This window comes from Shinella sp. GW821-FHT11G07 (genome assembly GCF_058808115.1).
In genome coordinates, this window is record NZ_JBXARJ010000002.1 from 462,189 (window position 1) to 484,712 (window position 22,524).

20 protein-coding genes are annotated in these 22,524 nt (G+C 62.5%); 18 read left to right on the forward strand and 2 right to left on the reverse strand.

Features of this window, described 5'->3' with window-relative positions:
- From kdsA to AC1RT2_RS05780, 12 genes are all read left to right on the forward strand, one after another.
- A complete protein-coding gene (gene kdsA, locus AC1RT2_RS05725; RefSeq protein WP_493100189.1) occupies positions 1 to 840 on the forward strand; it encodes a 3-deoxy-8-phosphooctulonate synthase in 840 nt (279 codons plus the stop codon).
- Positions 841 to 971: 131 nt separating this feature from the next.
- Complete coding sequence (eno, locus tag AC1RT2_RS05730) at positions 972 to 2,246, forward strand: phosphopyruvate hydratase (RefSeq protein ID WP_493100191.1); 1,275 nt, start codon at positions 972 to 974, stop codon at positions 2,244 to 2,246.
- A 139-nt stretch (positions 2,247 to 2,385) separates the two neighbouring features.
- Positions 2,386 to 2,694, forward strand: a complete 309-nt coding sequence (locus tag AC1RT2_RS05735) for an FtsB family cell division protein (RefSeq protein WP_069058690.1) — start codon at positions 2,386 to 2,388, stop codon at positions 2,692 to 2,694.
- A gap of 149 nt (positions 2,695 to 2,843) precedes the next feature.
- On the forward strand, positions 2,844 to 3,890 hold the full coding sequence (gene pdhA / locus AC1RT2_RS05740; RefSeq protein ID WP_069058691.1) for a pyruvate dehydrogenase (acetyl-transferring) E1 component subunit alpha: 1,047 nt from the start codon (positions 2,844 to 2,846) through the stop codon (positions 3,888 to 3,890).
- 18 nt (positions 3,891 to 3,908) lie between these two features.
- A complete protein-coding gene (locus AC1RT2_RS05745) occupies positions 3,909 to 5,288 on the forward strand; it encodes a pyruvate dehydrogenase complex E1 component subunit beta (protein WP_493100194.1) in 1,380 nt (459 codons plus the stop codon).
- 15 nt (positions 5,289 to 5,303) lie between these two features.
- The gene (locus AC1RT2_RS05750; protein ID WP_493100196.1) at positions 5,304 to 6,629 is read left to right on the forward strand and encodes a pyruvate dehydrogenase complex dihydrolipoamide acetyltransferase; all 1,326 of its coding nucleotides are present in this window, start codon (positions 5,304 to 5,306) and stop codon (positions 6,627 to 6,629) included.
- Positions 6,630 to 6,645: 16 nt separating this feature from the next.
- The gene (locus tag AC1RT2_RS05755) at positions 6,646 to 7,287 is read left to right on the forward strand and encodes an SGNH/GDSL hydrolase family protein (protein ID WP_493100198.1); all 642 of its coding nucleotides are present in this window, start codon (positions 6,646 to 6,648) and stop codon (positions 7,285 to 7,287) included.
- A 59-nt stretch (positions 7,288 to 7,346) separates the two neighbouring features.
- Complete coding sequence (lpdA, locus tag AC1RT2_RS05760) at positions 7,347 to 8,792, forward strand: dihydrolipoyl dehydrogenase (RefSeq protein WP_493100200.1); 1,446 nt, start codon at positions 7,347 to 7,349, stop codon at positions 8,790 to 8,792.
- A 92-nt stretch (positions 8,793 to 8,884) separates the two neighbouring features.
- Positions 8,885 to 9,862: a lipoyl synthase gene (lipA, locus tag AC1RT2_RS05765; RefSeq protein WP_493100202.1), complete on the forward strand. Its 978-nt coding sequence runs from the start codon at positions 8,885 to 8,887 to the stop codon at positions 9,860 to 9,862.
- Positions 9,863 to 9,933: 71 nt separating this feature from the next.
- Positions 9,934 to 10,500 (forward strand): P-loop NTPase family protein, encoded by a 567-nt coding sequence (locus tag AC1RT2_RS05770; protein ID WP_493100204.1) that lies wholly within the window; start codon positions 9,934 to 9,936, stop codon positions 10,498 to 10,500.
- A 9-nt stretch (positions 10,501 to 10,509) separates the two neighbouring features.
- A complete protein-coding gene (locus tag AC1RT2_RS05775; protein WP_493100206.1) occupies positions 10,510 to 10,962 on the forward strand; it encodes a type II toxin-antitoxin system RatA family toxin in 453 nt (150 codons plus the stop codon).
- Between the two features lie 31 nt (positions 10,963 to 10,993).
- Positions 10,994 to 11,803, forward strand: a complete 810-nt coding sequence (locus tag AC1RT2_RS05780; RefSeq protein ID WP_493100208.1) for a hypothetical protein — start codon at positions 10,994 to 10,996, stop codon at positions 11,801 to 11,803.
- Here AC1RT2_RS05780 and AC1RT2_RS05785 read toward each other — a convergent pair.
- Positions 11,800 to 12,294 (reverse strand): CinA family protein, encoded by a 495-nt coding sequence (locus AC1RT2_RS05785; protein ID WP_493100401.1) that lies wholly within the window; start codon positions 12,292 to 12,294, stop codon positions 11,800 to 11,802. The genes AC1RT2_RS05780 and AC1RT2_RS05785 overlap by 4 nt on opposite strands.
- Before the next feature lie 2 nt (positions 12,295 to 12,296).
- Entirely contained in the window at positions 12,297 to 13,508 is a 1,212-nt protein-coding gene (locus tag AC1RT2_RS05790) for a bifunctional 2-C-methyl-D-erythritol 4-phosphate cytidylyltransferase/2-C-methyl-D-erythritol 2,4-cyclodiphosphate synthase (RefSeq protein WP_493100210.1), read from the reverse strand.
- 146 nt (positions 13,509 to 13,654) lie between these two features.
- Between AC1RT2_RS05790 and dusB the strand changes: the two genes are divergently transcribed.
- From dusB to trkA, 6 genes are all read left to right on the forward strand, one after another.
- Complete coding sequence (gene dusB, locus AC1RT2_RS05795; RefSeq protein ID WP_493100212.1) at positions 13,655 to 14,680, forward strand: tRNA dihydrouridine synthase DusB; 1,026 nt, start codon at positions 13,655 to 13,657, stop codon at positions 14,678 to 14,680.
- Entirely contained in the window at positions 14,677 to 15,825 is a 1,149-nt protein-coding gene (locus tag AC1RT2_RS05800; protein ID WP_069058703.1) for a two-component system sensor histidine kinase NtrB, read from the forward strand. The genes dusB and AC1RT2_RS05800 overlap by 4 nt, the downstream gene beginning before the upstream one ends.
- A complete protein-coding gene (gene ntrC, locus AC1RT2_RS05805) occupies positions 15,825 to 17,279 on the forward strand; it encodes a nitrogen regulation protein NR(I) (RefSeq protein WP_444797539.1) in 1,455 nt (484 codons plus the stop codon). The genes AC1RT2_RS05800 and ntrC overlap by 1 nt, the downstream gene beginning before the upstream one ends.
- A 206-nt stretch (positions 17,280 to 17,485) precedes the next feature.
- Positions 17,486 to 19,756 carry a sensor histidine kinase NtrY-like gene (locus AC1RT2_RS05810; RefSeq protein ID WP_493100215.1) on the forward strand — a complete coding sequence of 757 codons (2,271 nt, stop codon included), beginning with the start codon at positions 17,486 to 17,488 and terminating at the stop codon, positions 19,754 to 19,756.
- On the forward strand, positions 19,746 to 21,110 hold the full coding sequence (gene ntrX, locus AC1RT2_RS05815; RefSeq protein ID WP_069058705.1) for a nitrogen assimilation response regulator NtrX: 1,365 nt from the start codon (positions 19,746 to 19,748) through the stop codon (positions 21,108 to 21,110). The genes AC1RT2_RS05810 and ntrX overlap by 11 nt, the downstream gene beginning before the upstream one ends.
- A 30-nt stretch (positions 21,111 to 21,140) precedes the next feature.
- A complete protein-coding gene (trkA, locus tag AC1RT2_RS05820; protein WP_069058706.1) occupies positions 21,141 to 22,517 on the forward strand; it encodes a Trk system potassium transporter TrkA in 1,377 nt (458 codons plus the stop codon).
- The last annotated feature ends 7 nt before the right edge of the window (positions 22,518 to 22,524 follow it).

Here is a 22,524-nt window from a genome sequence, read left to right on the forward strand (position 1 = left end):
ATGAAAACCAATTCCACCGTTGTCGTCGGCGAAGGCCCGAAGAAGGTCACCTTCTCGCAGACCGAACGCTTCTCGCTGATCGCCGGCCCCTGCCAGATGGAGAGCCGCGAGCACGCCTATATGATGGCCGAGGCGCTCGTCGAAATGACCGGCAAGCTGGGCATCGGCCTCGTCTACAAATCCTCCTACGACAAGGCGAACCGCACCTCGCTGTCCGGCAAGCGCGGCATCGGGCTTGAGAAGGCGATGGAAATCTTTGCCGACCTCAAGAAGGATTTCGGTTTTCCGGTGCTGACGGATATTCACACGGAAGAGCAGTGCGCAATCGTCGCCGAGACGGTCGACGTGCTGCAGATCCCGGCGTTCCTGTCGCGCCAGACGGACCTGCTCGTCGCTGCCGCCAAGACTGGCCGCACGATCAACGTCAAGAAGGGCCAGTTCCTCGCGCCCTGGGACATGAAGAACGTGCTCACCAAGTTCACCGAGAGTGGCAATCCGAACGTCATGCTGTGCGAACGCGGTGCCTCCTTCGGCTACAACACGCTCGTCTCCGACATGCGCTCGCTGCCGATCATGGCCTCGCTCGGCGCGCCGGTCGTGTTCGACGCGACCCATTCCGTGCAGCAGCCGGGCGGGCAGGGTGGTTCGACCGGTGGCCAGCGCGAGTTCGTCGAGACCTTGTCGCGCGCCGCCGTCGCGGTCGGCATTGCCGGCCTCTTCGTCGAAACGCATGAAGATCCGGACAATGCGCCGTCGGATGGCCCGAACATGGTGCACCTGAAGGACATGCCGCGGCTGCTCGAAAAGCTCATCTCCTTCGACGACATCACCAAGGGCTGAGGCTTCAAACGGATGACATGGAGACGTGCCATCCGTTTTTTACAACGGCTGCCTGCGCCATTGTAATTTCCACATCGTCGATTAAAAGTGGATTTTAATCGATTTACTAACCCCGAAACAGGACGATATCCATGACTGCTATCATCGACATCATCGGCCGCGAGATTCTCGACAGCCGCGGCAATCCCACCGTTGAAGTGGACGTGCACCTCGAGGATGGCAGCTTCGGCCGCGCGGCCGTTCCATCGGGCGCCTCGACCGGCGCGCATGAAGCCGTCGAACTGCGTGACGGTGGCAAGCGCTACCTCGGCAAGGGTGTCGAAAATGCCGTCGCCGCCGTCAACGGCGAAATCTTCGAAGCGATCGGCGGTCTTGAAGCCGAAGACCAGATCCTGATCGACCAGGCGATGAACGAGCTTGACGGTACGCCGAACAAGGCCCGCCTCGGCGCCAATGCCATCCTCGGCGTTTCGCTCGCCGTCGCCAAGGCTGCCGCGGAAGCCGCCAACCTGCCGCTCTACCGCTATATCGGTGGCCCGAACGCCCGCGTCCTACCAGTGCCGATGATGAACATCATCAATGGCGGCGCGCATGCCGACAACCCGATCGACTTCCAGGAATTCATGATCGTGCCGGTCGGCGCCGACAACATCCGCGACGCCGTTCGCATGGGTTCGGAAGTCTTCCATACGCTGAAGAAGCAGCTTGCTGCCGACGGCCACAACACCAATGTCGGTGACGAAGGCGGCTTCGCGCCGGGTCTCGCTTCGGCTCCGGCTGCCCTCGATTTCATCATGAAGTCGATCGAGAAGGCCGGCTACAAGCCGGGCGAAGACATGTACATCGCACTCGATTGCGCCTCGACCGAATTCTTCAAGGACGGCAAGTACGTGCTTGAAGGCGAAGGCCGCACGCTGGAACCGGAAGCCATGGCCGAGTATCTGGCAGAGCTTGCCGGCAAATACCCGATCTTCTCGATCGAGGACGGCATGGCAGAAGACGACTGGGACGGCTGGAAGTCGCTGACCGACAAGATCGGCAAGAAGGTTCAGCTCGTCGGCGACGATCTCTTCGTGACGAACTCCGCGCGCCTGCGCGACGGCATCAAGATGGGCGTCGCCAACTCGATCCTCGTCAAGGTCAACCAGATCGGCTCGCTTTCCGAGACGCTCGACGCCGTAGAGACCGCACACAAGGCGAGCTACACCGCCGTCATGTCGCACCGCTCGGGCGAGACCGAGGATTCGACGATCGCCGACCTCGCTGTCGCCACCAACTGCGGTCAGATCAAGACCGGTTCGCTCGCCCGCTCCGACCGTACCGCCAAGTACAACCAGCTGATCCGCATCGAGGAACAGCTTGGTCCGCAGGCGAAGTACGCCGGCCGCGGCATCCTGCGCGGCTGATCGGAAAAACAGTTTCTCCGAAACGGCGAAGCCCGCATCTCCGGATGCGGGCTTTTTTTGTCGCCCGTCCATCATGGTCAATGGTCGGTTAACCGCTTGCCGCTAGTGTCAAATCCGTATTGCGTAGCGGGGCACCTGCATGTGGACCAAACATCATAAAAAGCGGAAATTCGGCCGGCTGGCGCTACCGGTGATTACGGTCGCATTCCTTTCCTACTTCGGCTATCATTCCGTACATGGCGAATTCGGCCTCAGGGGGATGGAGGAGTTCGAACGGCAGAGGGTTGAGCGTCAGGCGCGCGTCGACGTGCTCGTGCGGCAGCGCCAGATCCTGGAAAAAGAAGTGGCCTTGATGAGCGACGGCTCGCTTGAACGCGACATGCTGGATGAGAAGGCACGCTCCTATCTCAACATGTCCCGCGCCGACGAAATCGTCATTTTCCACTGAAGAACTGGATTAACTGAAATCTAGTTAATCGTAAATCTCCCTTACTATTCAGCGGCTTACGAAGAATATAAGCCATGCATTTATGGCATTGCTGAGCCGGACTTTCTCCCCTATGGTTTTCTTCAAGAGGCAAACATAGGGAGGAACGCATGGCTCCGCGTAAAACCGCGTCCACGTCCAGCCGTAAGACCACGGCAAGGCCTGTCAAAAAAGACTTCACCGGCGGCACCATCGCCGAATTCTCCAAGGAAGATGATCTCAAAGCCTACCGCGAAATGCTGCTGATCCGGCGTTTCGAGGAGAAGGCCGGCCAGCTTTACGGCATGGGCTTCATCGGCGGCTTCTGTCACCTCTACATCGGCCAGGAAGCTGTCGTCGTCGGCATGCAGGCGGCGCTGAAGGAAGGTGATCAGGTCATCACCGGTTATCGCGACCATGGCCACATGCTCGCTTGCGGCATGAGCCCACGTGGAGTGATGGCCGAACTGACCGGACGTCGCGGCGGCCTTTCCAAGGGCAAGGGCGGCTCCATGCACATGTTCTCCAAGGAAAAGAATTTTTACGGCGGTCACGGCATCGTCGGCGGGCAGGTCTCGCTCGGTACCGGTCTTGCCTTCGCAAACCGCTATCGCGGTAACGACAATGTCTCGCTTGCCTATTTCGGTGACGGCGCGGCCAACCAGGGCCAGGTCTACGAGAGCTTCAACATGGCAGCGCTTTGGAAGCTGCCGGTGGTCTACGTGATCGAGAACAACCGCTACGCCATGGGCACGTCCGTTTCGCGCGCCTCCGCCCAGACCGACTTCTCGCATCGCGGCGCCTCCTTCAACATTCCCGGTTTCCAGGTGGATGGCATGGATGTGCGTGCGGTGAAGGCTGCTGCGGACGAGGCTGTCGCGCACTGCCGTGCAGGCAAGGGTCCGGTCATCCTCGAGATGCAGACCTACCGCTACCGCGGCCACTCCATGTCCGACCCGGCGAAGTACCGCTCGAAGGACGAAGTGCAGAAGATGCGTTCCGAGCACGACCCGATCGAGCAGGTGCGCGCCCGCCTTCTGGAAAACAAGTGGGCAAGCGAGGACGATCTCAAGCAGATCGACAAGGACGTCCGTGACATCGTCGCCGACAGTGCCGATTTCGCGCAGGCCGATCCGGAGCCGGATGCATCCGAACTCTACACCGACATCCTGCTGTAATCCGGGGAGGGACGAAAAATGCCTATCGAAATTCTCATGCCCGCCCTGTCTCCGACCATGGAAGAGGGAACGCTCTCCAAGTGGATCAAGAACGAGGGTGACACCGTCAAGTCCGGCGACGTGATCGCTGAAATCGAAACCGACAAGGCGACGATGGAAGTCGAAGCCGTCGATGAAGGCGTGATCGGCAAGATCCTGATCGCCGCCGGCACCGAAGGCGTCAAGGTCAACACGGCAATCGCCGTGCTGCTGCAGGACGGCGAAAGCGCCGATGCGGTCGCAGCGCCCAAGGCTGCCGCAAAGCCGGCAGAAGCCGAAGCACCGAAGGCCGCCGAACCGGCGCCTGCCGCTGCATCCGTTCCGGCCCAGCCGAAGGGCGAAGTCGCCGCCGATCCGGATATTCCGGCTGGCACCGAAATGGTGATGACGACGGTGCGCGAAGCACTGCGTGACGCCATGGCGGAAGAAATGCGCCGCGACGAGGACGTCTTCGTCATGGGCGAGGAAGTCGCCGAATACCAGGGCGCCTACAAGATTACCCAGGGCCTGCTTCAGGAATTCGGCGACCGCCGCGTCATCGATACGCCGATCACTGAACATGGCTTTGCCGGCGTCGGCGTCGGTGCGGCCATGACGGGCCTGAAGCCCATCGTCGAGTTCATGACCTTCAACTTCGCCATGCAGGCGATCGACCAGATCATCAACTCCGCTGCCAAGACGCTCTACATGTCCGGTGGCCAGATGGGCGCGCCGATCGTCTTCCGCGGCCCGAATGGCGCGGCTGCCCGCGTCGCGGCCCAGCACTCGCAGTGCTATGCCGCCTGGTACAGCCACATCCCGGGCCTCAAGGTCGTCATGCCGTACACGGCTGCCGATGCGAAGGGCCTGCTGAAGGCCGCCATCCGCGATCCGAACCCGGTCATCTTCCTCGAAAACGAAATTCTCTACGGCCAGAGCTTCGAAGTGCCGAAGATGGATGATTTCGTGCTGCCGATCGGCAAGGCGCGCATCCACAAGAAGGGCAACGACGTCACCGTCGTCTCCTTCGGCATCGGCATGACTTATGCGCTGAAGGCGATTGCGGAACTCGAGAAGGACGGCATCGACGTCGAATTGATCGACCTGCGCACCATCCGCCCGATGGACCTGCCGACCGTCATCGAATCGGTCAAGAAGACCGGCCGCCTGGTCGTCGTCGAGGAAGGCTACCCGCAGTCCTCCGTCGGCACCGAGATTGCGACCCGCGTCATGCAGCAGGCTTTCGATTATCTCGATGCGCCGATCCTGACGATTGCCGGCAAGGACGTTCCGATGCCCTACGCCGCGAACCTCGAAAAGCTGGCGCTGCCGAATGTCGGCGAAGTCGTCCAGGCGGTCAAAACCGTCTGCTACAAATAAGGGGAGGGTTGAGACATGCCGATCAACATCACGATGCCCGCCCTGTCACCCACCATGGAAGAGGGCAACCTCGCCAAGTGGCTCGTCAAGGAAGGCGACACCGTGAAATCCGGTGACGTCATCGCCGAGATCGAGACCGACAAGGCGACGATGGAAGTCGAAGCCGTCGACGAGGGCGTTGTCGCCAAGATCGTCGTGCCGGCCGGTACGGAAGGCGTGAAGGTCAACAGCCTCATCGCCATCCTCGCCGCCGACGGTGAAGATGTTGGTGCTGCCGCCGCTGGCGGCGGTGCTGCTGCTCCGAAGGCCGAAGCAAAGACCGCCGAAGCGCCGAAGGAAGCGGAAAAGCCGGCTGCTGCTGCAGCGGCTCCCGCTGCGACCGCCTCGGCCGGTCCGGCTCCGGCCAAGGACGGCAACCGCGTGTTCTCCTCGCCGCTCGCTCGCCGCATCGCCAAGGAAGCTGGCGTCGATATTTCGGCGGTTTCCGGTTCCGGCCCGCATGGCCGCGTGGTGAAGAGCGACGTCGAAAAGGCTGTCGCCTCCGGTGGAGCCAAGCCTGCCGCTGCTGCTGCCTCGGCCGCTCCGGCCGCTGCCCCGAAGGGCATGTCGGAAGACGCCGTGCTCAAGCTGTTCGAGCAGGGGTCCTACGACCTCGTGCCGCATGACGGCATGCGCAAGACCATTGCCAAGCGCCTGCAGGAATCCAAGCAGACGATCCCGCACTTCTACGTCTCGGTCGATGTCGAGCTCGACGCGCTTCTGGCGCTGCGTGCCCAGATCAACGGTTCCGCGCCGGAGAAGGACGGCAAGCCGGCCTACAAGCTCTCGGTCAACGACATGGTGATCAAGGCCATGGCGCTTGCCCTTCGCGATGTGCCGGATGCCAACGTCTCCTGGACCGACAGCAACATGGTGAAGCATAAGCATGCCGATGTCGGCGTTGCCGTGTCGATCCCGGGCGGTCTGATCACCCCGATCATCCGCAAGGCGGAGCTGAAGAGCCTGTCGGCCATCTCCAACGAGATGAAGGACCTCGGCAAGCGCGCCAAGGAACGCAAGCTGAAGCCCGAAGAATACCAGGGCGGCACGACTGCGGTCTCCAACATGGGCATGATGGGCGTCTCGAATTTCGCCGCCGTCGTCAACCCGCCGCATGCGACGATCCTGGCGGTTGGTGCCGGCACGGAGCGGGTCGTGGTCAAGAAGGGCCAGATGGTCATCGTCAATGCGATGACGGTCACGCTCTCTACCGACCACCGCGCCGTCGACGGAGCGCTCGGCGCCGAACTTCTCGGTGCCTTCAAGCGCTACATCGAAAGCCCGATGGGGATGCTCGTCTGATACGTGGGGTGCGGCCATGAAGACGGTTCTCTGCTACGGCGACAGCCTGACCTGGGGTTACAGTGCGGAAACGCTCGACCGGCATGCCTTCGAGGATCGCTGGCCGAGTGTGCTCGCCAAGGCTCTGGGACCGGATGTCACCGTCATCGCAGAGGGCCTGAACGGCCGCACCACCGCCTATGACGATCATCTGGCGGATTGCGACCGCAATGGTGTGCGCATCCTGCCGACGATCCTGCATAGCCACGATCCGATCGACCTCGTCATCCTTCTGCTCGGCGCCAACGACATGAAGCCGACGATTTGCGGAACGGCATTTGGCGCGGTGCGCGGCGTGGAACGGCTGGTGGAGCTGGTGCGTCACCACGCCTGGTCGTTCAACGGCGAGGGCGGGCCGGAGATCCTCATCGTTTCGCCGCCGCCGATCTGCGAGACGGCGAACGTTGCCTTTTCGGCGATGTATACCGGCGGCGTCGAACAGTCGGCGATGCTGGCGACACTTTACGCGGACCTCGCGGATGAGACCGGTTGCGGCTTCTTCGATGCCGGATCGGTCGCCAGGACAACGCCGCTCGATGGCGTGCACCTCGATGCTGAAAACACACGGGCGATTGGCCGCGGGCTCGAGCCCGTCGTGCGCATGATGCTCGGATTGTAAAAAGACAACAGGCGGCAGCAGCAACCCGCGCGCGGCCCAGAGAAAAGGCAGGAAACGACATGGCTCAGACTTACGACGTCATCGTTATCGGTTCGGGTCCGGGCGGCTACATTGCCGCGATCCGCGCCGCCCAGTTGGGCCTGAAGACGGCCATCGTCGAGCGCGAGCACCTCGCCGGCATCTGCTCCAACTGGGGTTGCATTCCGACCAAGGCGCTGCTGCGCTCGGCCGAGATCTTCCATTACGCAAAGCACCCGGGTGACTACGGCATCAAGATCGAAGGCTCGGTGACGCCGGACCTCAAGGCGATCGTTGCCCGCTCGCGTGGCATCGCGCAGCGCATGAACGGCGGCGTCGGCTTCCTGATGAAGAAGAACAAGGTCGACATCATCTGGGGCGAGGCGAAGATCACCAAGCCGGGTGAGATCGTCGTGTCCAAGACGACGAAGGCGATCCAGCAGCCGCAGGCGCCGCTGCCGAAGACCGTGCTGCCGGAAGGCACCTATACGGCCAAGAACATCGTGATCGCGACCGGTGCGCGTCCGCGTGCGCTGCCCGGCATCGAGCCGGATGGCAAGCTGATCTGGACCTATTTCGAGGCGATGAAGCCGGAGGAAATGCCGAAGTCGCTGCTCGTCATGGGCTCGGGCGCCATCGGCATCGAATTCGCCTCGTTCTACCGCACGCTCGGCGTCGATGTGACGGTGGTCGAAGTGATGAAGACGGTGATGCCGGTCGAGGATGCCGAAATCTCTGCGCTCGCCAAGAAGCAGTTCGAGAAGCAGGGTATGAAGATCCATCTGGAGGCGAAGGTCACCAAGGTGGAGAAGGGCGCCAACTCGATCACCGCGCATGTCGAAATGAAGGACGGCAAGGTCGAAAAGATCACCGCCGACCGCATGATCTCCGCCGTCGGCGTGCAGGCGAATGTCGAAAATATCGGCCTCGAAGCGCTCGGCGTGAAGACCGACCGCGGCTTCATCGCCATCGACGGCTACGGCAAGACCAACGTGCCGGGCATCTACGCCATCGGCGACGTCGCAGGTCCCCCGATGCTCGCCCACAAGGCCGAGCACGAGGCCGTCATCTGCATCGAGAAGATCGCCGGCCTGCCGAACGTTCACCCGATGGACAAGTCGAAGATCCCGGGCTGCACCTATTGCCACCCGCAGGTCGCCTCGGTCGGCCTCACGGAAGCCAAGGCCAAGGAACAGGGCCGCGACATTCGCGTCGGCCGCTTCCCCTTCGTCGCCAATGGCAAGGCTATTGCGCTTGGCGAAGACCAGGGCCTCGTCAAGACGATCTTCGACAAGAAGACCGGCGAACTCCTTGGGGCGCATCTCGTGGGCGCGGAAGTGACCGAACTCATCCAGGGCTTCGTCATCGCCATGAACCTCGAAACCACCGAGGAAGAGCTGATGCATACGATCTTCCCGCATCCGACGATTTCGGAAACGCTGAAGGAAAGCGTGCTGGACGCCTATGGGCGTGCGTTGAACGCTTGAACGTGCTAAAGCCCGCCTCCACATGAGGCGGGCTCTCGATTTTCGGTCCGCAGGATGAACGCGAAGGCGTTCACCAGGAAAGTGGAAACGACATGGTCACCATTCTCGACCGCACCAACCCTTCACCCGACGGCAAGCGGGTACGCCACCCGGAAAAGGCCAACCGGCCGGACACCGAAGTGCTGCGCAAACCGGAATGGATTCGCGTGCGCGCACCGGTCTCCAAGGGCTACCAGGAGACGCGCGATCTCGTGCGCAGCCACAAGCTGGTGACGGTGTGCGAGGAAGCGGGCTGCCCGAACATCGGTGAGTGCTGGGACAAGAAGCACGCGACCTTCATGATCATGGGCGAGATCTGTACCCGCGCCTGCGCCTTCTGCAACGTGGCGACGGGCAAGCCGAATGCGCTCGACATGGCGGAGCCTGAAAACGTCGCCAAGGCCGTCAAGCAGATGGGCCTCAGCCACGTCGTCATCACCTCGGTGGACCGTGATGATCTGGCCGATGGCGGTGCAGAACACTTCGAGAAGGTGATCTGGGCGATCCGCGCGGCCTCGCCGCTGACGACGATCGAAATCCTGACACCTGACTTCCTGAAGAAGCCCGGTGCCCTGGAACGCGTCGTCGCTGCCAAGCCCGACGTGTTCAACCACAACATGGAGACCGTGCCGGGCAATTACCTGACCGTCCGCCCGGGTGCGCGCTACTTCCACTCCGTCCGCCTGCTGCAGCGCGTGAAGGAACTCGACCCGACCATGTTCACCAAGTCGGGTATCATGGTGGGCCTCGGCGAAGAGCGCAACGAAGTGCTCCAGCTGATGGACGACCTGCGCACCGCCGACGTCGACTTCCTGACCATCGGCCAATATCTTCAACCGACCCGCAAGCACCATGCCGTGATGAGCTTCGTGACGCCGGACGAGTTCAAGTCCTACGAGACCGTTGCCTACAGCAAGGGCTTCCTGATGGTTTCGTCGAGCCCACTGACGCGCTCCTCGCACCATGCCGGCGACGATTTCGCCCGGCTTCGCGCCGCTCGCGAGCGCAAGCTTCTCGCCGCCGCGGAATAGACATTTTCACGACCTTCCTCTAAACCCCGCCGTCCTGCCCGACGGCGGGGTTTTGCATTTGGGGGACGGCCATGACGGTTTCGATCACCGTAGAGGAGGCAGCCGAACGGCTGAGGACCGCAGAGCGTGTGCTGGTGATCGGCTGCTCGGGGAGTGGCAAGAGTACGCTGGCGCAGGGGCTCTCGGCGCGTCTTGCTTTGCCCTACGTCTCCATGGACCGCGAGATTTTCTGGCTGCCGGGCTGGCAGACGCGGCCTAGAGCAGAAGCTTTGGCGCGCTTGCAGACGATCGTTGCTCAAGAGCGCTGGGTCCTTGACGGCACGAGCCCCGGCACGCTGCCGCTACGTCTGCCGCGCAGCCACCTGGTGCTCTGGCTGCGCCCGCCGCGCTGGATGTCGCTTTATGGGGTGATCTCGCGCTGGCTAAGACTTCGCGGCCAGTCGCGGCCGGAAATGGCGGATGGATGCCCGGAACGGATCAGCCGGGAATTTCTCAGCTATGTCTGGAATTTCGAGCGGACGGAAAGCCCGGAAATCGCGGAAAATCTTGCGACATATGGCCCTGATGTGTCGGTTTGCGTGTTGAAATCGCGACGCCAGAACCAACAGCTACTTGCGATTCTGGGGCCAAAATATTAGCTCTCGGCCATGCCCCAATACGAAACCCGCCGTCCGGTTCCCCACACGCCTGAACAGATGTACGACCTCGTTGCCGATGTGGAACGGTATCCCGAATTCCTGCCGCTCTGCGAGGGGCTGACGGTTCGCTCGCGCAAGGAGCGGGATGGCAAGGAATTGTTGGTTGCCGACATGACGGTCGGCTACAAGGCGATCCGCGAGACCTTTACCACGCAGGTGTTGCTCAACCGGGTGGAACGTGCAATCGACGTCAAGTATATCGACGGGCCATTCCGCTACCTCGACAACCGCTGGCGGTTCGAGGCGCTGCCGGACGGCGGGTGTTCTGTGCATTTCTTCATCGACTACGAGTTCAAGAGCCGCATTCTCGGTGCGCTGATGGGCTCGATGTTCGACCGCGCCTTTCGTATGTTCACCGAGGCGTTCGAGAAGCGCGCCGACGCGATCTATCCGACCACCTGAATTTTTCCGCCCGCTCACCCGTTACCGGGGCATGATCACCCGGTTTGCGCCCTTCGCCCTGATCGCCTTGTTCTGCACGTCTGTGGCCGCGCAGGAAGTGTCGGGAGACTACATCCTGCTTCTCGACGAACAGAACCGGCCGCTCGCTGGTAGTTATCGCATCGGGCCGGATGTGAAGATGACGATCCGGGGCAACGATGGCGGCTTGCCACGAAATCCCGTTTATCTGGATCGCGCCTTCTTCCCAACACGCGAAGCGGAGATGCTGGCCTTCTACAATGCGCGCCACGCCTATTCCTCCGATCCGGCGGCGATCGACGTCGGCGGTGAGATGCGCATCGTGGACAAGGAGACGTTGCAGCCCCCGCTCTTCAAGGATCAGAAGCCGGAGCACGAGAAGGCGTTGATAGTAAAGATCTCGGCGCGTTTGGCCTTCGAGGTGAGCGGCTACAAGCTCGTCGGCAAGGCCTATACCGTCGAGGGGCTCGAACTTGGCGATGAGGACCGGCGCCTCGGTGATTTTTTCCATGTCGAGACGTTCGATATCGTGCTGCCCGCACCGGCGGCCCGCAAGATCGCTGCCGTCGAGACCGGTAAGGCATTGAGCTCCAGCGATTTCGAGGCGCTCTTTGTGGAGCGGACAAGCCCCATCCCGGTTTTCACGACATGTGTCAGCGAAAAGCGCAAGACGCCCGATTACAAGGCGCTCGCCGAAAAGCAGAAGGCGAGTGTTGACGCTTTCCTCGCAAATAATTTTTCCGCGGGTCAGGTCTTCTGGAGCGATGCGGCACGCTACGAGGCGAATTTCGCCATGAGCGTCTATTCCCTCTGCCCGAACTAATCCCGCGCGATCTCGATCAGCATTTCCAGCGCGGTGCGCACCGTCGCAAGCCGGACGGCACTGCGGCCGATATCGCCGTAGCGCATCTCGCGGTGAAGTGTTTCGCGGCCTGTACAGGCTGCGGCGAGGTGAACGAGGCCGACCGGCTTTTCATCCGAGCCGCCGCCGGGGCCGGCAACACCAGTCACGGCGATAGAGATGTTGGCGCCGGAATTTCCGATGGCGCCTTGCGCCATTTCGAGGGCCGTCGCGCGGGAGACGGCGCCATGGGCCTTCAGCGTCGCATTGGCGACGCCGATCATCTCGCGCTTGGCCTCGTTGGAATAGGTGACGAAACCGCGGTCGAAGACGTTTGAAGAGCCGGCGATCTCGGTGATCGCGCCGGCAATCAGACCGGCGGTGCAGGATTCGGCGGTGGCGATCAGCAGCTTGCGTTCCGTAAAATCGGCAACGATTGTGCGGGCGGCGTTTTCGATGTCTTCCGGCCAGATGCTCATGCGTCGGTTTCCCTGTAGACGACGGTCGCGGTGGCGATCGCGGCGATGCCCTCGCGGCGGCCGATGAATCCTATCTTCTCGTTGGTCGTTGCCTTCACCGAACAGCGGTCGATCGAAATGCCAAGGAAGTCCGAAAGGTTTTGACGCATCTCGTCGCGATGCGGACCGATTTTCGGAGCTTCGGCGATCAGTGAGACGTCGGCATTCATGATCGTGCCACCGTTGGCACGCACGATGCCGGCGGCGTGCTCGAGGAAGATTCGTGAGGCCGCACCCTTCCACTGCATATCCGAAGGCGGGAAATGGTCGCCGATATCGCCGGCGCCACAGGTCGCGAGCAGGGCGTCCGTCAGGGCGTGCAGGGCAACGTCAGCGTCGGAATGGCCGGAAAGCCTCTGGTCGTGCGGGATGAAGAGGCCACAGAGCGTCACGCCGTCGCCTTCCACAAGCTGATGCACATCGTAGCCGTTGCCGGTGCGAACATCCGGCAAGCCGTGGGAGAGGCGCTGGTCGGCCATGGTGATATCCTTCTGCAATGTAAGCTTGACGTTACCGGCGCTGCCTTCGACGAGATGCACGCGCACGCCGGCCCATTCGGCAATCGAGGCGTCGTCGGTGAAGTCCGTGCGGCCGGAGGCGGCAGCGCGGCGATGCGCTTCGAGGATGGTAGCGAAGTGGAAGGATTGCGGCGTCTGGGCGGCGAACAGGCCCGAGCGGGACACGGTTTCCGCGACATTGCCGTTGGCGTCCGCCCGCTTCAGCGTGTCGGCAACGGCGACGGCTGGAAGAACCGCACGCGCCCCGTGATGGAAGGCAGCGAGCGTGCGCTCGAGGATGGCGGGCTCGACGAAGGGACGCACGGCATCCTGGATGAGGACGTGGCTGATATCGTCATCGGCGAGGACTTCGAGGCCGGAAAGCACGGATTGCTGGCGGGTCGCGCCGCCGTGCACGACGGTGAGGCGATCGCCGGCGGGCAGGGCTGTAGCGCGGGCGGTCTCGAACAGCGCTTCGTCATCGGGATGTATCACGACCACGATACGCCGGGCCGGCTGCCAATTGACAAAGAGATCGAGCGTATGGGAGATGACCGGCCTTCCGCCTATGCGGCGGTATTGCTTGGGGCCTTCGGCATGACTTCCGGCCCGTTCGCCTCTCCCGGCGGCAACGATCACCACAGCGCAGGATAGCGTGTTTTCCGCCTGCATTTCGGTCTCGCACCTCTCGTTTCAAAGCGTTTTGAGGTGGTTTAGCCGGAAGGATGACGCAATTCCAGCGTCCCTGGGAAAATTACGGGGCGATGTGATTGCGTCTTGGCAAGAACGATAACAATGGCTAAAAATAGTGCAGAGACATGACCTGCTTGAAAGATGAGCATTTGACGATCCCCGCCTTGTCAGCGCCGCTTGCGGTTGGTGGCCAGACCCTTCGGAACCGCGTGGTTCTTGCGCCGATGTCCGGCGTCACGGACCTGCCGTTTCGCGATCTTGCCTGGCGTTTTGGAGCCGGCCTGGTGGTGACCGAGATGGTGGCGAGCCGGGAACTGGCGCTGAACGCACGGGAAAGCTGGTCGCGCATCCGCAATTGTGGGATTCGGCCCCATATGGTGCAGCTCGCCGGCCGCGAGGCACACTGGATGGCGGAGGCGGCGAAGATCGCCGAGGGCGAGGGCGCCGATATTATCGACATCAACATGGGCTGCCCCGCCAAGAAGGTGATCGGTGGTTATTCGGGCTCGGCGCTGATGCGGGATCCGGACCATGCGCTCGGCCTGATCGAGGCGACCGTCAACGCGGTCAAGGTGCCGGTGACGGTGAAGATGCGGCTCGGCTGGGATCATGATTCGCTCAACGCTCCGCACATTGCTTCGCGCGCCGAGGCTGCTGGTGCTGCGATGATCACCGTGCATGGGCGCACCCGCATGCAGTTCTATGAGGGCCGGGCCGATTGGGATGCGATTCGCGCGGTGCGTGATGTCCTCACCATTCCGCTGGTAGCGAACGGCGATGTTGAAACGGCGGACGATGCGCAGGAGATTCTGCGCCGCTCGGGCGCCGATGCCGTCATGATCGGACGGTCGGCACAGGGGCGGCCCTGGCATCCGGCCGTGCTGGCGGGTGCGTCACCGCATCCTGCGGCGGAAGAGGTCGCCGGGGTTGCAGTCGAGCACTATCGCATGATGCTCGATTTCTACGGTGATGAGGCGGGCCTGCGCCATGCGCGAAAACATGTCGGCTGGTATCTGGAGCGTTTTGCGCCCGGCCTGACAGGACCGGACAAGGCCGCGATCATGACGGCGCGTGACAGCGCCTTCGTGGCGGACCGGCTCGCTGCCGCCGTTCTGGGCAACCACACGGCCAGGATCGGAGAGGCCGCATGACGGACAAGGCCGCAGACCAGAATGCCGCGAAGGCGCCGGATCTCGCGCTCGCCGTGCTCAACGCCATCCAGAACCCGGTCATCCTCGTGGACGTCAACGGGTTCATCGCTTTTGCCAACTGGGAGGCCGAATCCTTCTTCGGGGCGAGTGCCAACCATCTCGCCAGGCACAAGGTTTCCGCCGTCATCCCCTTCGGCAGCCCGCTCTTGACGCTGATCGACCAGGTGCGTGAGCGCAAGGCGCCGGTCAGCGAATATCGGGTGGATCTCAGCTCGCCGCGGCTCGGCGCGGAAAAGCTCGTCGATATCTACGTGGCGCCGGTGACGACCGAACCGGGTGCGGTGGTGGTCGTCATCCAGGAGCGCTCGATGGCGGACAAGATCGACCGCCAACTCACGCATCGCGCAGCCGCGCGTTCGGTGACGGGGCTCGCCTCCATGCTGGCGCACGAGATCAAGAACCCGCTTTCCGGCATTCGCGGCGCAGCGCAGCTTTTGGAAACCTCCGTCCTCGATGAGGACCGGGCATTGACCCGGCTCATATGCGACGAGACCGACCGCATCGTCTCGCTGGTCGACCGGATGGAAGTGTTTTCCGACGAGCGGCCGATCGACCGCGTGCCGCTCAACATTCATTCCGTGCTCGACCATGTGAAGGCTGTCGCCAAGGCGGGGTTCGGGCGGGATATCAAGATCACCGAGCTTTATGATCCCTCGTTGCCGGCGGTCTATGCCAATCGCGACCAGCTCGTTCAGGTGTTTCTCAATCTCATCAAGAATGCGGCCGAGGCTGTCGGCAACCGGCCGGATGGGGAAATCCAGCTGACGACGGCCTATCGGCCCGGCATTCGGCTTTCGGTGGCCGGCACGCGCGAAAAGATTTCGCTGCCGCTCGAGTTCTGTGTGCATGACAATGGCCCCGGCGTGCCGGCGGATCTCGTCCCGCATCTTTTCGATCCCTTCATCACGACCAAGACCAACGGCTCCGGCCTAGGCCTCGCGCTGGTCGCAAAAATTATCGGTGGCCATGGCGGCATTGTCGAATGCGACAGCCAGGGTTCCCGCACCACCTTCCGCGTGCTGATGCCGGCCTCCCGCGGCGTCAGTGAAGACGACGACTTTCCCAAGACCAAAGGACGTATCTAATGACAGGCGCCACAGTCCTCGTTGCCGATGACGATGCCGCAATCCGCACGGTGCTCAACCAGGCCCTCAGCCGTGCGGGATATGATGTGCGCATCACCTCCAACGCAGCGACCCTGTGGCGCTGGATTTCTGCCGGCGAGGGCGATATCGTCGTGACCGATGTCGTGATGCCGGACGAGAACGCCTTCGACCTGCTGCCGCGCATCAAGAAGGCCCGCCCGGAGCTGCCGGTGCTCGTGATGAGCGCGCAAAACACCTTCATGACGGCGATCAAGGCCTCGGAGAAAGGCGCCTACGACTATCTTCCGAAGCCCTTCGACCTCACGGAACTCATTGCCATCATCGGCCGGGCGCTTTCGGAGCCGAAGCGCAAGCCCGCCCGCCTTGATGATGACACGCAGGACGGCATGCCGCTCGTCGGCCGCTCGGCCGCGATGCAGGAAATCTACCGCGTGCTCGCCCGCCTGATGCAGACGGACCTCACGCTAATGATCACCGGCGAATCGGGCACGGGCAAAGAACTCGTCGCCCGCGCACTGCATGATTACGGTAAGCGCCGCAACGGCCCCTTCGTCGCCATCAACATGGCGGCGATCCCGCGCGACCTCATCGAATCGGAATTGTTCGGGCATGAGAAGGGCGCCTTTACCGGCGCGCAGAACCGTTCGACCGGCCGCTTCGAGCAGGCAGAAGGCGGCACGCTCTTCCTCGATGAGATCGGCGACATGCCGATGGACGCCCAGACCCGTCTGCTGCGCGTGCTTCAGCAGGGCGAATATACGACAGTGGGCGGCCGCACGCCGATCCGTACGGATGTGCGCATCGTTGCGGCGACCAACAAGGATCTGAAGCAGTCGATCAATCAGGGCCTCTTTCGCGAAGACCTCTACTACCGTCTGAACGTCGTGCCGTTGCGTCTGCCGCCGTTGCGTGACCGGGCGGAGGATATCCCCGATCTGGTGCGCCATTTCGTGCAGCAGGCGGAAAAGGAAGGGCTCGACGCCAAGCGATTCGATCAGGAGGCGCTGGAACTGATGAAGGCGCATCCCTGGCCGGGCAACGTGCGCGAACTGGAAAATGTGGTGCGCCGGCTCACCGCGCTCTATCCGCAAGACGTGATCAGCCGCGAAATCATCGAGACGGAGCTACGGGCCGACATTCCCGACAGCCCGATCGAGAAGACGGTGGCGCGCACCGGTTCGTTGTCGATTTCGCAGGCCGTTGAAGAAAACATGCGGCAGTATTTTGCCGGCTTTGGGGACGGCCTGCCGCCGGTCGGGCTGTACGATCGTGTGTTGGCGGAGGTGGAGTATCCGCTGATATTGGCGGCTCTGACCGCGACGCGCGGCAATCAGATCAAGGCCGCCGACCTGCTCGGCCTCAACCGCAACACGCTGCGCAAGAAAATTCGCGAACTGGGTGTATCCGTGTACAGAAGTTCCCGCTCCGCTTGACTTATCGGTTGGGGGCGTTGCATTTTGGCCACAATCTGTTGCTTGAGGGTAACAGAGGGGTTTGCGGCCGAATAGGTTCGCTTGCCTGATCGTTCTGGGTATGGGTGCGAAATGCAGCCGATCCTTACGCGATCGGCGCTACTCCGGAAAACACGAGAAAAACGTCGGCGCCCTTCGGGTATCCGGTCGGGGAAGCGATGCGGCAGATGAATGAGGGCGTAAGCCTGCTTTCGGCAACGAGCGACGCGGGAACGGGCGGCGACCGCCGCGCGTCCTTTGCCTTGCCTGGCCTGCTGCTGGCCGGCGGGGCGCTTGTCGCGGCGACGATCTCTCTGTTCATCCTGCTCGGCCTGACGCCGATCAAGCCTGAAGCCAATGTCGTCATTGCATCGGCGGCGATCAACGCCATCTTCATCGTCGGCCTGATGTTCCTGATTGGCCGGGAAATCTTGCGGCTGTTGCGTGCCCGGCGGCGCGGTCGTGCCGCGGCACGCCTGCATGTGCGGATCGTGGCTCTTTTCTCCATTGTCGCGATCACGCCGGCCGTGCTGGTCGCGATCTTTGCGTCCATCACGCTGGATGTCGGCCTCGATCGCTGGTTCTCGCTCCGGACCCAGTCGATCGTCAGCTCGTCGCTCAATGTGGCGCAAGCCTATATGCTTGAAAATGCGAGCTATCTTCAGGGCCAGACCGTGTCGATGGCAAACGACCTCGATCGCAATCGCCAGCTCTACAGCCTCGACCGCACGGGCTTCATAGAATTGATGACACGGCAGGCACGCGGTCGCGGCATGCTCGGTGCTTTCCTTCTGCGTGCCGATGGCTCGACCCTCGTTCAAGCCAACATCCACACCGAAAGTCCGTTGCCGGCGGTGCCCGAGGAAGCGTTGCGCGCGTCGGCCGCGGGCCAGCCAACACTGATTCCACCGGGGACGACGAACCTCGTCGGAGCCATCATCAAGCTCGACAACATTCCGGACGCCTTCCTCTATACGATCCGCACCGTCGATCCCGAAGTCATGCGCTCGATGCGGCTGATGGAGGAGAACACGGCAGAGTACCGCGCGCTTGAGGCTGGCCGCACGACGTTGCAGATCGCCTTCGGCGTGCTTTATCTCGGTTTCGCCCTCATCGTACTGCTCGCCGCGATCTGGACGGCAATCGCCGTCGCCGACCGGATCGTTCGCCCGATCCGTCAGCTTATCGGTGCGGCCGACAGCGTTGCCTCCGGCAATCTGGATGTGAGCGTGCCGGTGCGCACGGTGGACGGCGATGTTGGTAACCTCTCGCGCACCTTCAACAAGATGATTGCGGAAATCCGCGCGCAGCAAGACCAGATCCTGGACGCGAAAGACGAGGTCGAACATCGCCGCCGGTTCATCGAGGCCGTGCTCTCCGGCGTGACCGCCGCGGTCATCGGCGTCGAGCAAGATGGGCGGGTGACGATCGCCAACCTTTCGGCAGAACTGCTTCTGGGACGCAATGTCAGCGACCTCATCGGCAAGCCGCTGGCAGAGGTGGCACCGGAAATTGCAGCCGTGCTCACCGAGGGGTCTGGCCGCTACCGCAACGACCACCGCAAGCAGGTCAATGTCATGCATGGCGGCAAGGAGCGGACGCTCAACGTGCAGGTGACGCGCGAGGAGGCCAAGGATGCGAAGGAGTCCTATGTCGTCACCATCGACGACATTACCGACCTCGTCATCGCACAGCGCTCGACGGCTTGGGCGGATGTGGCGCGGCGAATCGCCCATGAGATCAAGAACCCGCTGACGCCGATCCAGCTCTCCGCAGAACGCCTTCGCCGCCGCTACGGCAAGCAGATCGACCCCGAGGATCGGGCGGTGTTCGACCAGTGTACGGACACGATCGTGCGACAGGTGGAAGACATCGGCCGCATGGTGGACGAGTTTTCGACCTTCGCCCGCATGCCCAAGCCGACCAAGGAGCGTTCTGACCTGCGGAACATCCTGAAGGATGCGGTGTTCCTGCGCGAAATGGGCAACAACCACGTCACGTTCCATAAGGACCTGGGCGAGGTGCCGCTGACGGGGCTGTTCGATGCGCGCATGCTGGGCCAGGCTTTCGGCAATCTTATCAAGAATGCGGTGGAAGCCATCGAGGCGCTGCCGCCGGATGGCTCGCGTGAGGAACGCAAGGTTCTCGTTCGCGCGACGCCCGACGATGCGGGACGGCGGTTCGTCGTCGATGTCATTGACAACGGCAAAGGTCTGCCGACGGAGAACCGGCATCGTATTCTAGAACCCTATATGACGATGCGCGAGAAGGGCACGGGGCTCGGCCTCGCCATCGTGAAGAAGATCATCGAAGACCATGGCGGGCAGCTGGAACTGCACGATGCCCCTGCGGACTTCGACAATGGCCATGGGGCGATGATCCGCGTGATCCTGCCCTACGAGGAAACGGTGGCCATCGGTGCGGACAAGAAGAGCAAGGAAATGAGCCATGGCGTCTGATATTCTCGTAGTCGACGACGAAGAGGACATTCGCGAGATCGTCTCGGGCATCCTTTCGGACGAGGGGCACGAAACGCGCACCGCCTATGACAGCGACAGCGCGCTGGCCGCGATCAGCGATCGCGTGCCGCGTCTCGTCTTCCTCGATATCTGGATGCAGGGCAGCAAGCTTGACGGGCTGGCGCTGCTCGACGAAATCAAGAGCCGCTACCCGGACCTGCCGGTCGTGATGATCTCAGGCCACGGCAATATCGAGACGGCCGTCTCGGCGATCCGCCGCGGCGCCTACGACTTCATCGAGAAGCCGTTCAAGGCGGACCGGCTGATTCTCATCGCCGAGCGCGCGCTGGAGAACTCCAAGCTGCGCCGTGAGGTCACGGAGCTGAAGAAGCGCTCCGGTGATCCGGCTGAGTTGATCGGTACCTCCGTTGCCGTCTCGCAACTGCGCCAGAACATTGACAAGGTCTCGCCGACCAACAGCCGCATCATGATCCTCGGCCCCTCCGGTTCCGGCAAGGAACTGGTGGCGCGGATGATCCACCGCAAATCGACCCGTGCGACCGGACCGTTCGTCGTGCTCAACGCTGCGGCAATAACGCCGGAGCGCATGGAAGTCGCGCTGTTCGGGACGGAGGGCACGCCCGGCCAGTCGCGCAAGACGGGCGCGCTGGAAGAGGCGCATGGCGGCATCCTCTATCTCGACGAGATCGGCGAGATGCCGCGCGAGACGCAGAACAAGATCCTTCGCGTGCTGGTCGACCAGCAGTTCGAGCGCGTCGGCGGTTCCAAGCGGGTGAGGGTGGATGTGCGCATCATCTCCTCCACGGCCTACAATCTCGAAAGCCTGATCGCCGAGGGCGGCTTCCGCGAGGACCTGTATCACCGCCTTGCCGTCGTGCCGGTGCGTGTACCGCCGCTCGCAGAGCGCCGTGAGGATATTCCGTTCCTCGTCGACATGTTCATGCGACAGGTCAGCGAACAGGCGGGCATCCGCGCGCGGAAAATCGGCGACGACGCACTCGCCGTGCTGCAGGCTCACGACTGGCCGGGCAACATCCGCCAGCTGCGCAACAACATCGAGCGCCTGATGATTCTCGCGCGCAGCGATGGCCCGGATACGCCGATCACTGCCGACATGCTGCCCACGGAAGTGGGCGACATGCTGCCGAAGATTTCGACCCAGGGCGACCAGCACATCATGACGCTGCCGCTGCGCGAAGCGCGTGAAATGTTCGAGCGTGACTATCTCATCGCCCAGATCAACCGTTTCGGCGGCAACATTTCCCGTACCGCCGAATTTGTCGGCATGGAACGCTCCGCGCTCCATCGCAAACTGAAGTCGCTTGGCGTATAAGGCCGTCCGGGGACTGCGGGGTTTTAGGGTATGAAGGTCATCATCTGTGGCGCCGGACGCGTCGGCTACGGTATCGCAGAACGGCTCTCGGAAGAGGGTAACGACGTTTCGGTGATCGACACGCAGCCGTCGCTGATCGCCGCCATCACCGAGACGCTCGATGTCCGCGGCATCGTCGGCCATGGCGCCCATCCGGAAGTGCTGGCCAAGGCGGGCGCCGACCAGGCGGACATGCTGATCGCCGTCACGCTGTTCGACGAGATCAACATGGTCGCCTGCCAGGTGGCGCATTCGTTGTTCAACGTGCCGACCAAGATCGCCCGCATTCGCTCGCAGAGCTACCTTGTGCCGGAATATTCCGATCTCTTTTCGCGCGACGACATGCCGATCGACGTCACCATCTCGCCGGAGGTGGAGGTCGGCAAGATGGTGCTGCGGCGCATCTCCTTCCCTGGTGCGACCGATGTCGTGCGCTTCGCCGACGACCGCATCGTCATGGTGGCGATAGAGTGCATGGAGGATTGCCCGGTCGTCGAGACGCCGCTGAAGCAGTTGAGCGAACTCTTCCCGGATTTGAACGCTACCGTCACCGGCATCTTCTCGAACGGCAAGCTCTTCGTGCCGACCTCCACCGACCAGCTGCATTCGGGCGATCTCGCCTATGTGGTCTGCGACAAGGGGCATGTGCGCCGTACGCTTGCGCTGTTCGGCCATGAGGAACAGGAGGCGGCGCGCATCGTCATCGCCGGCGGGGGCAATATCGGCTACTTTGTCGCCAAGGCGATCGAGGACTATCAGCCGAAGACCCGGCTGAAGATCATCGAGAATGACCGCGAGCGTGCGGTTTCGGTGGCCGACAAGCTGCGCAATGCCGTCGTGCTGCACGGTTCGGCGCTCGACCAGAAGATGCTGCTGCAGGCCGATATCCAGGATGCCGACCTGATCGTGGCGCTGACCAACAACGACCAGATCAACATTCTCGGCAGCGTGATGGCCAAGCGCCTCGGCTGCAAGCAGAACCTCGTTCTGATCAACGATCCGATGTACCAGGATTTCACCAAGACGCTCGGCATCGACGCCCATATCAACCCGCGCGCCGTAACGATCTCCGGCATTCTGCAACACGTGCGCAAGGGCCGTATCCGCTCGGTCTATGCGGTGCAGAAGGGTTCGGCCGAGGTTGTCGAGGCGGAAGCCCTGGAAACGTCACCGCTCGTCGGCAAGCCGCTGCGCGACATCGAATTGCCGCCGGGCATCCGCATCGGCGCGATCTACCGGGACAAGATGGTGATTCGGCCGGATGGCGACACGAAGATCAAGGCGAAGGATCGCGTGGTGCTCTTTGCCGCCGCTGCCGCCGTGCGCCATGTCGAGCAACTGTTCCGCGTCAGCATTCAGTATTTTTAGGGTTGTC

Excerpts from the sequence above, each read along its gene's own strand:
- kdsA (WP_493100189.1), top strand. The coding sequence starts at position 1 with ATGAAAACCAATTCCACCGTTGTCGTCGGCGAAGGCCCGAAGAAGGTC.
- eno (WP_493100191.1), top strand. The coding sequence starts at position 972 with ATGACTGCTATCATCGACATCATCGGCCGCGAGATTCTCGACAGCCGC.
- AC1RT2_RS05735 (WP_069058690.1), top strand. The coding sequence starts at position 2,386 with ATGTGGACCAAACATCATAAAAAGCGGAAATTCGGCCGGCTGGCGCTA.
- pdhA (WP_069058691.1), top strand. The coding sequence starts at position 2,844 with ATGGCTCCGCGTAAAACCGCGTCCACGTCCAGCCGTAAGACCACGGCA.
- AC1RT2_RS05745 (WP_493100194.1), top strand. The coding sequence starts at position 3,909 with ATGCCTATCGAAATTCTCATGCCCGCCCTGTCTCCGACCATGGAAGAG.
- AC1RT2_RS05750 (WP_493100196.1), top strand. The coding sequence starts at position 5,304 with ATGCCGATCAACATCACGATGCCCGCCCTGTCACCCACCATGGAAGAG.
- AC1RT2_RS05755 (WP_493100198.1), top strand. The coding sequence starts at position 6,646 with ATGAAGACGGTTCTCTGCTACGGCGACAGCCTGACCTGGGGTTACAGT.
- lpdA (WP_493100200.1), top strand. The coding sequence starts at position 7,347 with ATGGCTCAGACTTACGACGTCATCGTTATCGGTTCGGGTCCGGGCGGC.
- lipA (WP_493100202.1), top strand. The coding sequence starts at position 8,885 with ATGGTCACCATTCTCGACCGCACCAACCCTTCACCCGACGGCAAGCGG.
- AC1RT2_RS05770 (WP_493100204.1), top strand. The coding sequence starts at position 9,934 with ATGACGGTTTCGATCACCGTAGAGGAGGCAGCCGAACGGCTGAGGACC.
- AC1RT2_RS05775 (WP_493100206.1), top strand. The coding sequence starts at position 10,510 with ATGCCCCAATACGAAACCCGCCGTCCGGTTCCCCACACGCCTGAACAG.
- AC1RT2_RS05780 (WP_493100208.1), top strand. The coding sequence starts at position 10,994 with ATGATCACCCGGTTTGCGCCCTTCGCCCTGATCGCCTTGTTCTGCACG.
- AC1RT2_RS05790 (WP_493100210.1), bottom strand. The coding sequence starts at position 13,508 with ATGCAGGCGGAAAACACGCTATCCTGCGCTGTGGTGATCGTTGCCGCC.
- dusB (WP_493100212.1), top strand. The coding sequence starts at position 13,655 with ATGACCTGCTTGAAAGATGAGCATTTGACGATCCCCGCCTTGTCAGCG.
- AC1RT2_RS05800 (WP_069058703.1), top strand. The coding sequence starts at position 14,677 with ATGACGGACAAGGCCGCAGACCAGAATGCCGCGAAGGCGCCGGATCTC.
- ntrC (WP_444797539.1), top strand. The coding sequence starts at position 15,825 with ATGACAGGCGCCACAGTCCTCGTTGCCGATGACGATGCCGCAATCCGC.
- AC1RT2_RS05810 (WP_493100215.1), top strand. The coding sequence starts at position 17,486 with ATGAATGAGGGCGTAAGCCTGCTTTCGGCAACGAGCGACGCGGGAACG.
- ntrX (WP_069058705.1), top strand. The coding sequence starts at position 19,746 with ATGGCGTCTGATATTCTCGTAGTCGACGACGAAGAGGACATTCGCGAG.
- trkA (WP_069058706.1), top strand. The coding sequence starts at position 21,141 with ATGAAGGTCATCATCTGTGGCGCCGGACGCGTCGGCTACGGTATCGCA.